Annotated in this window: 9 protein-coding genes; 2 read left to right on the top strand and 7 right to left on the bottom strand. The window is 66.6% G+C overall.

What is annotated here, in order from left to right; translation table 11 throughout:
• Position 1: 1 nt before the first annotated feature.
• The 3 genes from AC1VVM_RS08145 to AC1VVM_RS08135 are packed head-to-tail and all read right to left on the bottom strand — an operon-like array spanning position 2 to position 6817.
• Positions 2-883, bottom strand: a complete 882-nt coding sequence (locus AC1VVM_RS08145) for a transglutaminase family protein (protein WP_482905176.1) — start codon at positions 881-883, stop codon at positions 2-4.
• Complete coding sequence (locus AC1VVM_RS08140) at positions 883-3429, bottom strand: circularly permuted type 2 ATP-grasp protein (protein WP_482956289.1); 2547 nt, start codon at positions 3427-3429, stop codon at positions 883-885. Before AC1VVM_RS08140 ends, AC1VVM_RS08145 begins: the two co-directional genes overlap by 1 nt.
• A 4-nt stretch (positions 3430-3433) precedes the next feature.
• Positions 3434-6817, bottom strand: a complete 3384-nt coding sequence (locus AC1VVM_RS08135; RefSeq protein WP_482956288.1) for a transglutaminase family protein — start codon at positions 6815-6817, stop codon at positions 3434-3436.
• 206 nt (positions 6818-7023) lie between these two features.
• Here AC1VVM_RS08135 and AC1VVM_RS08130 point away from each other — a divergent pair, with 206 nt between their 5' ends.
• Together AC1VVM_RS08130 and AC1VVM_RS08125 are read left to right on the top strand one after the other, a co-directional pair.
• A complete protein-coding gene (locus AC1VVM_RS08130) occupies positions 7024-9192 on the top strand; it encodes an RNA degradosome polyphosphate kinase (RefSeq protein ID WP_243652659.1) in 2169 nt (722 codons plus the stop codon).
• Positions 9193-9275: 83 nt separating this feature from the next.
• A complete protein-coding gene (locus AC1VVM_RS08125; protein WP_482903493.1) occupies positions 9276-10757 on the top strand; it encodes a Ppx/GppA phosphatase family protein in 1482 nt (493 codons plus the stop codon).
• Between the two features lie 172 nt (positions 10758-10929).
• Here the strand turns inward: AC1VVM_RS08125 and virB11 are convergent, their stop codons facing one another.
• Genes virB11 through AC1VVM_RS08105 form a run of 4 tightly spaced genes read right to left on the bottom strand, consistent with a single transcriptional unit; the run spans position 10930 to position 15242 of the window.
• Entirely contained in the window at positions 10930-11979 is a 1050-nt protein-coding gene (gene virB11, locus AC1VVM_RS08120; RefSeq protein ID WP_482903492.1) for a P-type DNA transfer ATPase VirB11, read from the bottom strand.
• Between the two features lie 6 nt (positions 11980-11985).
• Positions 11986-13089, bottom strand: coding sequence for a TrbI/VirB10 family protein (locus AC1VVM_RS08115; protein WP_482903491.1), 1104 nt, complete (start codon positions 13087-13089; stop codon positions 11986-11988).
• Positions 13090-13092: 3 nt separating this feature from the next.
• Positions 13093-13932, bottom strand: coding sequence for a TrbG/VirB9 family P-type conjugative transfer protein (locus tag AC1VVM_RS08110; RefSeq protein ID WP_482903490.1), 840 nt, complete (start codon positions 13930-13932; stop codon positions 13093-13095).
• Positions 13932-15242 (bottom strand): TrbL/VirB6 family protein, encoded by a 1311-nt coding sequence (locus AC1VVM_RS08105; RefSeq protein WP_482956287.1) that lies wholly within the window; start codon positions 15240-15242, stop codon positions 13932-13934. The genes AC1VVM_RS08110 and AC1VVM_RS08105 overlap by 1 nt, the downstream gene beginning before the upstream one ends.

The following is a 15242-nucleotide window of genomic DNA, read 5'->3' as shown; positions in this document are numbered from 1 at the left end:
GTCAATCCAGCGGCGCGACGTCCACCGAGAAGATCATCGTCTGCTGCGAAGAGCCGCGAAACGTCCCGTCCAGCGGAGCCACGTCGGTATAGTCGCGCCCCATGCCGATGAAGATGTGGTCGGTATCGGCCAGCATGTTGTTGGTGGGGTCGAAGCCGATCCAGCCGAGATCGTCCCCGCACCACAAGTTCACCCATGCATGCATGGCGTCGGCACCGACCAGCCGCTCCTGCCCCGGTGGCGGCAGCGTGCGCAGATAGCCGCTGACATAGGCGGCCGGAATGCCGTGCGCGCGCGCGGCGATAATCATGATGTGGCTGAAGTCCTGACACACCCCGTGACGCGCACGAAACGCCTCGATCGGCGGCGTGTCGGCAACGGTTGCGCCCGATTCGTAGGCGAACTGCTGGTGGATCGCCGCCATGAGCGCCCTCCCCGCTTCCACCACCGGCATCGATTCGCTGAGGAACCCGCTCGACCACATGGCGATGTCGCGCTCCGGCACCGCGATGGGCGACGCGAAACTGTAGGAGGCCGGGCCCAGCGCCGACAGATCGGGCTTCTGCATCGCCCGTTCCCGCAAATCGGCAAGGCCCGGACCGGTGGAATCGGTGACGAAGAAAGGCAGCGGCTCCTTCTCGACCGTGAAGCGGCTTTCGATCTGAAGTTCCGAAATGGGATCGTGCAACGAGAAGCGCGCCTCGTTGATGTAATAACCGCCCTCCCGCTCCAGCACTTGTGCCGGCTGCGGATCGACGGTGAGCAGATAGTCGCTCAGCGTCTGCCCCGGCCATGCCTTCGGGCGCAGCCGCGCATTGAACTGCGCAAGGCGCACCGGGGCGGCATATTGCAGCGTGGTGATATGGCTGACCGAATAGCGCATCACAGGAGCAAAGTCCGTCGTTCGGCCTGCTCGGGGTCGAACTGAAGGAAGTACCGCGCCGAAAGCGCGTCCGAGAGGTCGTAGAGTTCGTGCTCGATCCTTTCGAGCATCTCACCCGTCATGTCCTGCGCGGTGGCCGCCTGAAGACTGCCCAGCAGCGCGCGGGCAGCGCGCATCGGCGGCTCCGGCAAGTTATCGTCCCGCCCGCTCGGCAATGCAGCCAGATGCTCGACGATCCCGGCGATCTGGAACACCAGTGCGCGCGGGTTGTCCGGATCAAGCAGGACCAGATCGCGCACCGGCCCCGCCATCGGCCCGGTCAGATAGCGCGTGCGATAGATGATCTGGCTATCGCACAAGTCGAGCAGCACGCCCAGCGCGCCTCCCGTCTCCTTGGGATCGGCCCCCTCCGCAACGGTATCGCCAAGCTGGCGGACCATGCGGCAGATCCCCTGCGCGCGTTCGAGCCGCTGGCCGATCTCCAGAAAGCGCCATGCGGCCGAGCGCACCATGTTTTCCGAGACAAGCCCGGCAAGCGCACTGAAATGCTCGGTCAGGCGCCGTACCGCCCCCAGCAGTGTTGCCGGTCGGTGCACGTCCACTTGCGGAACGCCCTGACTCACCAGCCGCCAGAAGTCCCGCGCGAAGCGTTCGCGCAGCGAGAGGCCAACGGCCTGACGCCGCCGCATCAGCGTGGTTACGCCGCCCGGCAGCCCCGCTTCGGCCAGCACGGCGGCAGCGATGGCCTGAACATCGGGCGTTCCTGCCGGTTGCTCGATGCTGCCCGCCTCGACCAGCAGCGCCACCAGCGCGCCAACCACGCCGCCCTGTTCCTCGGGCGCGCCGTCGATCTCGACCGAACCGTCGAGCAGCGCGCGCAGCACACGGGTAACGAGTTGGGCTCGCTCGTTGTAGCGCCCGAACCAGTAGAGATTGTCCGCCGCCTGACTGGCAAGAATGCCGCCCCCGCGCGAAATCGGCGGCTCGGGGATCGCGCGGCCGGCCAACTGGGCCGGGTTCGGCACTTCGTCCACCACCCAGACATCGGCGGAAATCTCGCCCTCGCCCATCAGCGAAGTCGGCAATGCCTGGCTCGCCGCAAGGCGGGCGAATCCGCCGGGCATGACCGTCCAAACCCCATCGGCATCGCGCGCGACGAAGGCGCGGACCGTGAAGGGGCGCGGCACGATCTCGCCATCGATGATGGCGGGCACGGTGGAGAGGTGAACGATCTCCTGCCCGCAATAGTCCATCGGCCGCCGCGCCAGCGCATCCAGCAAGGCCGAGCGCTGCGCGCCGTCGAGATCGGCCCCGGCCACCGGCTCGCGACGTTCAAGTCCTTCGACCGGCTGGCCGAAGGCGGGGAGAACTGCCAGTTCATCGAGCCGCGCGGCAACAGTGGCGCTTTCGGCCGCCTGTCCGCACCACCACGTCGCGATGTTGGGCAGGATCGGGGCCTCGCCCAGCAGGACCTGACAGAGACGCGGCATGAAGGCGGCGAAGGCGGGGCTCTCCAGCACTTCGGTACCCGGCCAGTTGATCATGCCGACCCCGCCGCCTGCCCATGCCTCGAAGAGATTGGCAACGCCAAGCTGCGAGCGGGCATCGAAAGCCAGCGGATCGAGCGAGGTCGTGTTGATCCAGCGCCAGATCGAATCCACCCGCTTGGGCCCGGCGATCGTGCCGACCCAGAGCCGGTCATCCACCACCGAAAGATCGCGCCCTTCCACCAGCGGAAAGCCGAGATAGCGCGCCAGGTGGGCCTGTTCGGCATAAGTCTGGTTGAAGCGGCCGGGGGTGAGCAGCGCGACGCGCGGGGTCTCGCGCCCGCAGGCGGCGATCATGCCTTCCCGCATGAGCCCGAAGAAATCGACAATGCGCCGCACTTGCTGATCGGCCAGCAAGTGACCGGCCAGCCGCGTCATCGCGAGGCGGTTTTCGAGCGCGTAGCCGATGCCGTTGGCGATCCGCACACGGTCTTGCAGCACCCGCCACTGTCCGCGCGGCCCGCGCGCGAGATCGGCCGAATAGACCTGAATGAAGCGCGCCTTTCCCGGCGCCTGCCCCTCGCCCAGCCGCCCCGCCCGGCCGAGCATCTTGCGCGCAAAGAAGGGATTCCCGGCAATAGCCGCCGCTGGCAGATGCCCCTCGCGGACCATTCGCTGCGGCCCGTAGATATCGGCGGCAAGGTGTTCGAGCAGTTCGGCGCGCTGGATCAGCCCGCGCTCGATCACCTCCCATTCCGCCGCGCCGATCACCACCGGCATGGCATTGAGCGGCCAGGCGCGCTCCTCTTCCTCGCCCGTGACGCGGAATGTCAGGCCAAGGTCTGCAGCATTGCGCGCCGCGTTTTCCTGCAAGGCAACGGGATCGCCTTCGGACAGGGCGGAAAGGCCCGCAGCCACGGCCTTCCAGCGTGCCGCCACCGGTTCGGCGGCATCGCCGAAAAGGTCTCCGCCCGAAACCTCGACCGGATAGGAATCCAGCCAGCCCGGTGCACTTTCGGTCAGCGTGGAATCCGGTCCGGAAGGCGGGGCGGTGGCCATGGTTTCAGATCCCGCGCGCCGGGCGGCGCAAGTCGAGCGAATGGGGGAACTCGCCGGGATTTTCCTCAGGCGGGGTCTGCATGGTCCCCGGTGAGTGGCCGTGCGGCTGGAAACGTGCCTTGCGCCTTGCTTCGGCCTCATAGCCGTTAACCGGCACGTCGTCGTAGTGACGCCCACCCGGATGCGCCACATGGTAGACGCAGCCGCCCAGCGAGCGATTGTTCCACAAGTCGTAGATATCGAAGGTCAGTGGCGCATTGGCTGACAGCATCGGGTGGAGGCATTCAGCCGGGGCCCAGGCCTTGTAGCGCACGCCGCCGACGCCTTCGTCAGGCCCGATCATCGTCAACGGCACGCGCCGCCCGTTGCACGAGATCACATGGCGGCCGGGAACGAGGCCGGAGGCGTGGACTTGCAGGCGCTCGGTAGAACTGTCGACATAGCGCACAGTCCCGCCGATCGCGCCGGTTTCGCCCAGCACGTTCCACGGTTCGAGCGCGTGGCTGATCTCAAGGCTGACGCCGCCGCCCTCGACCTCGCCGTGGACCGGGAAGCGGAACATGCGCTGGGCCTCGAACCACGCCGGATCGAAGCTGTATCCGGCCCGGCCAAGGTCATCGAGCACGTCGAGGAAATCGGCCCAGACGAAGTGACCGAGCATGAACTTGTCATGCAACTGCGTGCCCCAGCGCACGAGTCCGCCGCCTTGCGGCTCCTTCCAGAACCACGCGGTGAGCGCGCGCAGGAGAAGCTGCTGGGCAAGGCTCATCCGGGCATCCGGCGGCATCTCGAAACCGCGAAACTCGACAAGGCCAAGGCGGCCGGTCGGCCCGTCGGGGCTGAACAGCTTGTCGATGCAGATTTCGGTGCGGTGGGTATTGCCGGTCACATCGACCAGCAGGTTGCGGAACAGCCGGTCCACCACCCACGGCGCCGGTTGCTGGTGCTCGGGACCCGGAACCTGCGCGAGCGCAATTTCCAGCTCGTAAAGCGCGTCATGCCGCGCCTCATCGATGCGCGGGGCCTGACTGGTCGGACCGATGAACAGGCCCGAGAACAAATAGCTGAGCGAAGGATGCCGCTGCCAATACGTGACGAAGCTCTTGAGCAGGTCCGGGCGGCGCATGAACGGGCTTTCGAGCAGGCTTGGCCCGCCGAGCACGATGTGATTGCCGCCGCCGGTGCCGATCGAGCGGCCATCGAGCATGAACTTGTCGGCCGTGAGCCCCACTTCGCGCGCGGCGTCGTAGAGCGTCTCGGTGATCTCCACCATCTCGCGCCATGAGGCCGAGGGGTGGATGTTGACCTCGATCACGCCGGGATCGGGCGTGACCTTGAGCACTTGCAGGCGCGGGTCGGGCGGCGGCGGATAGCCCTCGATCCTGATCGGCATGCGATGCGTCTCGGCCACCACTTCGACCGCGGCCACGAGTTCGAGATAGTCCTCCAGTCGCTCGGTGGGCGGGATGAACACCGCGAGGTAATCGCCGCGTGGCTCGACCGTGAGCGCAGTGCGCACGGCGCCTTCGATGATATGCTGCTCGACCACGTCCTGCGCGGCGTGGCTGCCCTCCGCCTGCTCCACTTGCTGCATGCGCTGGCCGTGCCGTTCCGCACCGGCCACGCGCGCCTCGCTGCCGCGCTCGATCACCTGTTCGCGGAAATCGGCCATCGGCTCGCGCGGCTCGGCCGTGTCGCGGGGGTGGATGTAGGGATAATCGGACGGCGGCACGAACGGCAGCGAACCCAGCGGCAATCTGTAGCCCAGCGCGGAATCGCCCGGCACCGCCGTCAGCACTTCCTTGCGCACGCGCCAGCGCTCGCTTTTCCAGCGCGGCACCGAGAGATCGGCGGCGTTCCAGCGCTGCACCGGCAGCACGTAACCCACCGCCTTGTCGAGCCCGCGCCGGTAAGTCCGCACGAAGCGGCGCGCCAGTTCCTCGTCATCGACCTTGGGATCGAGCGGGGTGACATTGAGCGGAAGCTCGGCCTCCTTCTCCGCCCATTCGCCCCTATCCTCGTAGACCGGCTGGACGAAACCATCCTCGACGCCCAGCCCCCGCGCGGTTTCGCGCAGGAGGATTTCCGCCACGGCGACATCCACGGTGGGAACCGGCTCCGCCTCGGCATCCTTGGCGCGCGGCTTTTCACCCGCGATCAGCGCGGGGTCGCGCCAGATCGGCGTGCCATCCTTGCGCCAGTAGATCGAGAAGCCCCAGCGCGGCAGGCTCTCGCCCGGATACCACTTGCCCTGTCCGTAATGGAGCAGCGAACCCGGCGCGAACTTCTCGCGCAGCAGGCGGATCAGCTTGTCGGCATAGGCCGCCTTGGTCGGGCCGACGGCAGCGCCGTTCCACTCGGCCGCCTCGAAATCGCTGTCGGCGATGAAAGTCGGCTCGCCGCCCATCGTCAGGTTGGCCCCGGCGGCATCCAGTTCCGCGTCCACCTTGTCGCCAAGGTCGAGCAGGGCCTGCCAGCGCTCTTCGGTGAAGGGCTTGGTAATCCGCACCGCCTCGGCAATGCGGCTGATGCCCATCTCGAACTGGAACTGCACTTCGGCAGGTTCCGCCATGCCCTCGATCGGGGTGGCGGAGCGATAGTGCGGCGCCGCGCAGAGCGGGATATGCCCCTCTCCCGCGAACATGCCCGATGTGGCGTCGAGCGCGATCCAGCCCGCGCCGGGCACGTAGGCCTCGGCCCAGGCATGAAGGTCGACCACATCGTCCTGCACGCCCTTGGGGCCTTCCTTGGGGATCACGTCGGCAACCAGCTGGATCGAATAGCCCGAGACGAACCGCGCGGCAAAACCAAGCCGCCGCAGCAGTTGCACCAGCAGCCACGCCGAATCGCGGCACGATCCGATGCCCACGCCCAGCGTCTCTTCCGGGGTCATCACCCCCGGCTCCATGCGAATCACATAGCCGATGCGCTGCTGGAGCTGGCGGTTCACCTCGACAAGGAAATCGACCGTCCGCCCCGCATAGCCGGTATGGCTGGCCACCAGTTCCTCGAACAGCGGCCCCTGCGGTTCCACTTCGAAATAGGCGGCAAGGTCGGCTTCCATCGCTTCCGAATAAGCGAAGGGGTAATTCTCGGCCTCAGGCTCAACAAAAAAGTCGAACGGGTTGATTACCGCCAGTTCGGCCAGCAAATCCACCTCGATCGAGAAATGGTCGATCGGATCGGGGAACACCACCCGCGCCTGCCAGTTGCCATGCGGATCCTGCTGCCAATTCAGGAAATGCTCGGGCGGGCTGATCTTCAGCGAATAGTTCGGCACCGCTGTCCGACTATGCGGCGCCGGGCGCAGCCGTATAACCTGGGGACCGAGGCGCACCCGCCGTGAATAACGGTAGCGCGTGAGATGGTGGAGGGCCGCCTTGATCATCGAACGCGACTTTGCTTGAAACAATGCTGCACTGCAATGATCTTCCATTGGTCTGGCGCCCGGAACTTGTTAGATTGCGCAAATGACCTCCCCGATTGCAGCAAAACTGTCATCGTGGCATGCAAGGGGGTCCACGGGTGCTCCATTGCGGGCTCTCCCCGCGCGGGGACCATTCCCGCCTACAAGCTCGGATGAAAACGAAGGACATGCTGGACATTCACGAAGCTCAGCCCGCCGGCGAAAGCAGCCCGGTGACGGACGTCACCACGCTGCCCGCGCGCTACTTCAACCGCGAGCAGAGCTGGCTGGCCTTCAACGAGCGCGTGCTCGCCGAAGCGACCAATCCGAACTATCCCTTGCTCGAACGCCTGCGCTTCCTCTCGATTTCGGGCAGCAATATCGACGAGTTCCTGATGGTCCGCGTCGCCGGTATCGCCGGGCAGGTCCGCCGCCAGATCGAGGAGATCTCGATCGACGGGCTCACCCCGACGCAGGCGATGGCCACTACGCACGAAAAAGTCCTCGAACTGGAGGCGATCCAGCAGGAAACCTGGGCCGGGCTGAAAGTCCAGCTGGCCGAGGAAGGCATCCGCGTCGTGGCCGAGGAAACGCTCGATCCGGAGCGCGAGGCGTGGCTGCGCACCTATTTCCTCGACCTCGTCATGCCGGTGATCACGCCGCAGGCGATCGATCCCGCGCACCCGTTCCCCTTCGTGGCCAATCAGGGCATCGGCATCCTGTTCTCGCTGACCCGCATGGCCGACGACGCGCCGGTCATGGAAATGGTGCTGATCCCCGCCCCGCTGCCCCGCTTCGTGCGCATTCCCGGTGAGGAAGCGGCGTGGATCTCGATCGAGGACCTGATCTACCGCAACGCGGGTGAACTGTTCCCCGGCTTCACGCTCCACGGTCACGGCGTATTCCGCATCCTGCGCGACAGCGACATCGAGATCGAGGAAGATGCCGAAGATCTGGTCCGCTATTACCGCACCGCGATCCAGCGCCGCCGTCGCGGCTTGGTCATCGTGCTACAGCTTCAGGGCAAGTTCGATCCGGCGGCCGAGGAGCTGCTGCGCAACCAGCTCGGCCTCGACAAGGCGCTTATCATGAAGACCGAGGGGCTGATCGGCTTCTCCGGCCTTTCGGCGATCTGCGACGAGGACCGGCCCGAACTGAAGTTCGAACCCTATTCCCCCCGCTATCCCGAGCGTATTCTGGAGCATGACGGAGATATTTTCGCGGCCATCCGCGAGAAGGACATCGTCATCCAGCACCCCTACGAAAGCTTCGAGGTGGTGATCGACTTCCTGCGCCAGGCCGCCCGCGATCCGGACGTGATCGCGATCAAGCAGACGCTCTACCGCGCCGGCAAGCAGTCGGGGATCATCTCGGCACTCATCGCCGCGGCCGAACAGGGCAAGTCGGTGACGGCGGTGGTCGAACTGAAAGCCCGTTTCGACGAGGAGCAGAACCTGCTCTGGGCCAGCCAGCTCGAACGCGCGGGCGTTCAGGTGATCTACGGCTTCGTGGACTGGAAAACCCACGCCAAGACATCGATGATCGTGCGCCGCGAAGGCGAAGGGTATCGCACCTACTGCCACTTCGGCACCGGCAACTATCACCCGATCACCGCACGCATCTATACCGACTTGTCGTACTTCACCGCCGATCCGGCGATGGGGCGCGATGTCGGCCGCCTGTTCAACTTCATCACCGGCTATGTCGAACCCAAGGGCACCGAGTGCCTGTCGATCTCGCCGATCTCGCTGCGCTCGACGCTCTATACGAACATCGATGGCGAGATTGCCAATGCCCGCGCCGGAAAGCCTGCGCAGATCTGGGCCAAGATGAACTCGCTGACCGACCCTGACCTGATCGACAAGCTCTATGCCGCCAGTGAGGCGGGCGTGGACATCGAACTGGTGGTGCGCGGCATCTGCTGCCTGCGCCCCGGCATCACCGGGCTTTCGGAGAACATCACCGTGAAGTCGGTGATCGGTCGCTTCCTCGAACACTGCCGCATCTGGGCCTTCGCGAACGGCGCTGAACTGCCCAATCGCAAGGCCAAGGTCTACATCACCTCGGCCGACGCTATGAGCCGCAATCTGGACCGCCGGGTGGAGGTGATGGTGCCGATTACCAACAAGACCGTGCACGATCAGGTGCTCGATCAGGTCATGTTGGCCAATCTGCTCGATACCGAACAGTCCTGGGTGCTCCATCCGGACGGCAGTTACGATCGGGTGGGAGAAGTGGACATGCCCTTCAATATCCACCGCTATTTCATGACCAACCCGTCGCTTTCCGGGCGCGGTGCGTCGCTTGCCAGTGGACGGAAGGTGCCAAAGCTCTCGCTAAGACGCGGCAACATCTGACATAAGGGGGGCGTCCGCCCGTAATGGGCTCAAAGGCGATTCGTCCAAAGCCCCCCTATGATCGGCATCAGCCTGGCCTTCCTATGATCGGCATAAGCCTCAAAAGCGAAAAGCGGGCGATCATCGATATCGGTTCCAATACCGTGCGCATGGTCGTCTACAACGGGCCGCCGCGTGCGCCCGTTGTCGTCCTCAATGAAAAAGTCAGCGCCCGCCTCGGCCGCGACCTCGGCAAGACCGGGGCGATCTCGGACAAGGCGATGCGCAGCGCGCTCACCACGCTGGCGCGCTTCGCCGGCTTGCTGCGCCTGCTCGACGTCCGCAACGTCGAATGCGTGGCCACCGCCGCCGCGCGCGATGCCAGCAACGGGCCCGCGTTCCTTGACGCCGTGCGTGCGCTTGGCCTGTTCCCGCGCCTGCTTTCGGGCGAGGAGGAAGCCCGCGCCAGCGCCACCGGCGTGATCGCCGCTTTCCCGGGCGCGCGCGGCGTTGCTGCCGACCTTGGCGGTGGCAGCCTCGAACTCGTCGAGATTGCCGAGGGCGAAAGCTGGCACGGCATCACCCTGCCCTTCGGCACTCTGCGCCTGCCGGACTTGCGCACCGAAGGTCCCGCGAAGTTCTCCGAAACCGTACACAACGGCCTTCACAACGCGGGCTGGGAGCAGGGACGCGGGCTGCCGCTCTACATCGTCGGCGGATCGTGGCGCGCGCTAGCGCTCCAGGCCATGCGGGTGCTCGACTGGCCGGTGGACGATCCGCACGGCTTCGAACTTCCCGCCTCCGAAGCGCTGCATCTGGCGCGCGATTTCGCCAGAGGCAAACTGGGCGAGGTCGATCCGCGCATCTCCAGTTCGCGCCTTGCCTCGCTTCCCGACGCGGCGGCGCTGATGGTGGAAGTGATCACCCGCATCAAGCCTTCGAAGCTGGTGTTCTCGTCATGGGGCCTGCGCGAAGGCCTGCTCCACGCACAGCTCGATGCGGAAGTTCAGGCCGAGGATCCGATGCTGGCCAGCGTCGCCGGCTTCTCCGCCAGCGCCCGCGTCACGGCCGACGATGCGGTCGAAGTGGCGAAGTGGACCGCGCCGGTCTGCCGCGAGGAACCGCAGGACCGCCAGTTGCGTCAAGCCTCCGGCTTGCTGGCACTGGCCGCGATGCGCACCGAGCCGAACTTGCGCACCGAAGAAGCCATGACCTGGGCACTCCGCAAGCGCTGGATCGGCCTCGACATGCACGGCCGCGCGATGATGGCGATGACCGTCTTCGCCAATTCCGGCCAGACCGATGTGCATGAAGCGTTCGACCGCCTTGCCTGCAAGGAAGACCTCGACCGGGCGATTGGCTGGGGCCTTGCCGTGCGCCTGTGCCGCCGCCTGACGGGCTGCTCCGAAGCCGGTCTCTCGCAGACCTCGATCCGGATCGCGGACGGGGCGCTTGTGCTGACATTGTCCGAGGCGATGCGCCCGCTTTACAGCCCCGGCGTCGCCAAGGATCACAAGGCGCTGGCCGATTGGCTTGGGCTGGCATGCGAGGTTCACGATCCAGCGGGACTGGCGATCGTCGATTGAGCCCCCTCATTCCTCCCCTGCAAGGGGAGGGGGACCGCCCCCGCTCATCCTGAGCTTGTCGAAGGAAGGGTGGTGGAGGGGTGTCAGCCCCTCGGCCGGGCGCCACGTCAAGAGCGTTACACCCCTCCGTCAGCCCTGACGGGCTGCCACCTCCCCTTGCAGGGGAGGAACGTCAGCTCAGCAGGCTCGCGCTTTCGGCGATCTGGCTGATGCCGCGCTTGCCGTCCTGCCGATCCAGCTGGACGACGATGTCGATCACCGAAGCCGCATATTCCAGCGTCTCGGCCCGTGTAAGGCCAATACCCGTCTGCATCGACATCAGCGCGATCTGTTCCAGCGCACCGCGCGGTGTATTGGCGTGAACGGTCGAGAACGAACCCGGATGGCCGGTATTAATCGCGCGCAGGAACGAGACCGTCTCGGTGCCGCGTAGCTCGCCCAGCACGATACGGTCGGGCCGCAAACGCAGCGCGGCTTGCAGGAGATCGTTGGCCGAAACTTTCGCCTCGCCCAGTTCGCCCTTCACGGCGATCAAGCCCACGCCATTCGCACCGGGCAGATGCAGTTCGGCGGTATCCTCGACCAGAACCACACGCTCATGCGCGGGAATTTCGCCGAGCATGGCATTGAGGAACGTCGTCTTGCCGGTGGACGTACCGCCCGAGATCAGGATCGTGCGGCGACGACGGATCGCATCGCGCAGGAAGGCGATAGGCTCGGCCATCGGATCGGGCGTCGGCTCTTCGACCGGAGGCGTGATCGGACCGCGATCGTAAGCATCCAGCGGGAGTTCGAGCAACCGATGGCGGCGAATCGCCATGGCCCAGTTCGCCCGCGTCGCTGGCGGCCCGACAAGCTGGATACGCGCACCGGACTGGCCGCCGTACCCCGGCAACGTGGCCGAGAGCAGCGGATGCTCGCGGTTGATGCCCTGATGGCTGATCCGCGCCACCTGTTCGGCCAGGCGCTGGAGCAGGCGGTCGTCCATCTCGGGCAGAAGCACGCGCTGCATGCCCGAGTGCTCGGCATCCTCGACCCAGATCTCGCCGGGGCGGTTGATCAGGATCTCGGTCACCGTCTCCCGGTCGAGCCAGGGCCGCAGCGGCGCGAGATAGGCGTCAAGATAGACGCTGCGCGGCGCGGCCTGATGCGGCGACACGCCCTCAGTCATGGTCGGGCCCGTCGGCGCCTGTGCGCCCTGAAGCGAAAGAACGTCCGCCATGCTTGGTCACTGAGCCTGACTGAAATCGAGGTCCTTGGCGGTAAACACGCGGATCGGTTCCCCCTGACGCACGCGTATGGTCGGTCCAACGCTGCCGGTCTGCTGGATAGCGGCCGCCGCTGCCGACTGGCCGCCGCCAACCACGACGCTCGCCCCACTCGACGCGATGGTGGACAGGCCTCCCACGACCGAAAGCAGCATCGCCGAACCGAACCGCTCGAAGAAATGCGAATTGACCTTGCCCGGCAGGCCGGTCTCGCCGCCGAAGGCAATGGCCGGCGAGCCGAGATTGACCGAGACGCCGTCCGGGCGGATCAACCGGCTCCAGATCACATAGGCGCGCTTCTGCCCCGCCGTGAGGCCGCTCTTGTATTGCCCGATCAGGCGCGAGGAACGGGGGATCAGCACGCGCTTGCCATCGAAGCTACGCACATCGGTCGAGACGATGGCGCGGACATAGCCGGGAACGTCGGTATCGATCGCGGTCTCCAGCACGGCCGGGATCAGCGTGCCCTGCGTGACCGTAGTCGCAGGGTCAAACGTGCGCGAGGCCGTCGCCGTGGAGCCCGAGCCGCCGATGCGCGCGGCGAAATCGTCATTGGCATTGCCGCCGGACTTGCCCTCACCGGCCGGGCCCGCGAGCTGCGGGACCCCGGTGCCGCTACCGACGTCGAAGACCACGGTCGGCGTCGCATAGGGATTGGCGGCGGTCGCCGTGGCAGCGCCGGGCGCGGCGGCAAGAACGGGTGCCGGGGCCGGGGCGGGAAGCGGTGACGGAGTCGCCTGAGGCTGGGGAGCCGGCTGCGGCGCCGCGATTGCGGGGGTCGCAGCAGGCTGCGGCACGACGGCGGCCTGCGGCGCGGAAGTCGAAGCCGGCGCCTTGCGCACCGAGTCCATGGACCACAGCGTCAGTCCGCCCAAAGCCATGACGAACACGACACCGGCAGCCAGACCCAGCCCGTCCGCCTTCTTGCGCTGGGTGACGCGCGGCAGGACGTTGCGGCTGGTGAGATCGATGACCTCTGCGCCCTGCCCGTCACGCGGATCGGTGGCGGTGGTGGGCGCGATCCGTTCGCGTAACGAGGATTTGGGCGAGGAATTGGGCGCCATGTGTCAGTTCCCCAGAGACGAAGCGGCAGTAGGAGCGGTGCCGGCCGTATTGGCCGCAACTGCGGCGGCGGCCGGAACGGGAGCCGCAGCTGGCATGGCCGCGCGGTTGTTTTCCAGCGTCGCGCTGGACTTGCCGGAACGCAGGATGATCAGCCGGGGCACTTCACCGATAACGATGGTCTGGCCGCGCACGGCATAGTTCACCGGGCCTTCGTCACCCTTCTCGTCCTGCACGAGGATCGCCGGGACAGCCGTGTTTGCCGGCCAGAGCAGATACGTCGACAATCCATCGTCGTAGACGCGGGCGGGCAGCAGCTTGGCGACACCGGCCGACTTCCACGCAAAGTTCAGCGCCGCCGCGTCCGAAGGCATCGCCAGCGGATCGCCTTCCGCAATCGCCCGTTCCGACGAATCGAGCGAAGCCAGCGCGGCAGGCACAGGCGCCGCAGTCTCGACCGGCTCGTCCTTGTAGGTAAAGCGCAGCATGTAGAGCGGCCGCGACTTGGGCGAGGCGACGAGGTCGAAGAAATAGGTGTGGCGGTTGGTCACCACCGTCATGTTGGTGCGCGCGGCAGGTTCCAGCGGCTTCACGAACAGCAGGTCGGCGCGCTTGTTGGGCGTGATCTGCCAGGTCTGGGAATTGCCGACCGCCACGTTCTCGATCGCTTCGTTCTTGCCGAAAGCGATGGTCGCCTGCACGCCGGTCCGTCCGTCGATGCGCACCACCTCGTTATCTGCGTAGGCGTGGCTCACGAGGCGCTCGTCCGCCAGAGCGGGGGCCGCCAGGGCAAGAAGCACCGGGGCTGCGGTCGCGGCGAGGGCATGGGCCTTGCGGCGGATCATCACGACTTCTCCTTCGCCGGCCCGGAGCCGGTATTTCCTGCGGCCGTGCGGCCGATGTCCCTCGACGTATCGTTGGAGGCGCTGCGGAACCGGCTGCCGATGCCGCGCGCGCGCGCCGCCGCGCCTTGCGCCAGCGGCTCGATCCCGCCCCCCGAAACTTGTGTGATCACCGTGCGCCGGTCGCTTGAATGCGTAGCCGAACCACCCTCGCCGCCCGAAGCCGCCACCATGGCCGCCGCGCTGGCGGCGGAAATCGCCGGGGCCCGTCCCTGCGCCGAAGCGGGTGCGAAAGGCTGAACCTGAACCGAGGGCATGGGCGCCGAAGCCGATTGTGCGCCGCTGTCGCTCCGGCCCCTCGCCTGCTCATTGTCGGCCAGGCCGAACACCCGCCAACCGGAAACCAGCCTGCCCGCGACTTTCAGCACCATGCCCATGAGCGCGAGATGGACGGCGGCGACCATGAACAGCGCCATGGCCGCGCGCCCATCGATCTCGCCCATTTCCGCGCCTTTCACTAGCGACGAGACGATCGGCACCAGCAGTTCCAGCGTGATCCCGCCGCCCAGCACGACGAAGAGCGGGGTCATCGCCGTCAGCGCAACGCCGCGCAGCCAGCCGGCGGTCAGTCCGCGCGTACCGCCGAACAGGCCCAGGACCACGAAAATCGGCCCAAGCGCGACCAGCACGCCCAGCGCGATGCGGGCAGTCAACAGTACGCCCACAGTCCCGAGTAGCAGCAGGAGCGCGCCCATCCACATGACGCTGTCGGGCGAGAACAGGCCCGCCCCTCCGGCTGCCACTGCGGTCTTGGCAGCGCCTGCACCCGCAGCAGCGGCGCCTTGGGCGGCTCCCTGAGCCGCTTCACCGCCGCTCTGGGTCGCGGCCTGCGAGGCCTCGGCAATGGCATTGAAGACGATATCGATGCGGTCTCCGAAGATCTGCGTGGCCGATCCCTTGGCCCCCATCACCGCGCCTGCGATCCAGTCCGGCCCGCCGATGGCGAGGTTCCAGACCACGCTCTGGTAGGCGATCCAACTCGTCGCAAACGTCAGCACGAAGCCGATCGTCAGCATGCGCGGCGTCAGCGCCGAGACACTGAGGCTCGACCGGCCCGAAAGCAGCGAAAAGCCGAGGAACGCGATATAGAGCGTCAGGACGAGGATCAGCACCGGGGCCATCGCCCCGTTGGCGCCGAACAGGCGGCCGAAAGCAGCCGCCGCCATCTCGTTGGACACGCAATCGACCGCGCGGAGCGCCGGGGCGACGCCCTGAGAGGCCAGTTCGGTGAGTTGCTCGCAGGCGGCGCTCAT

It is taken from the genome of Novosphingobium sp. BL-S-33 (assembly GCF_056857025.1).
Note: the sequence above shows the minus strand (reverse complement) of the source record. Positions and strands in the feature narration are given on the sequence as shown.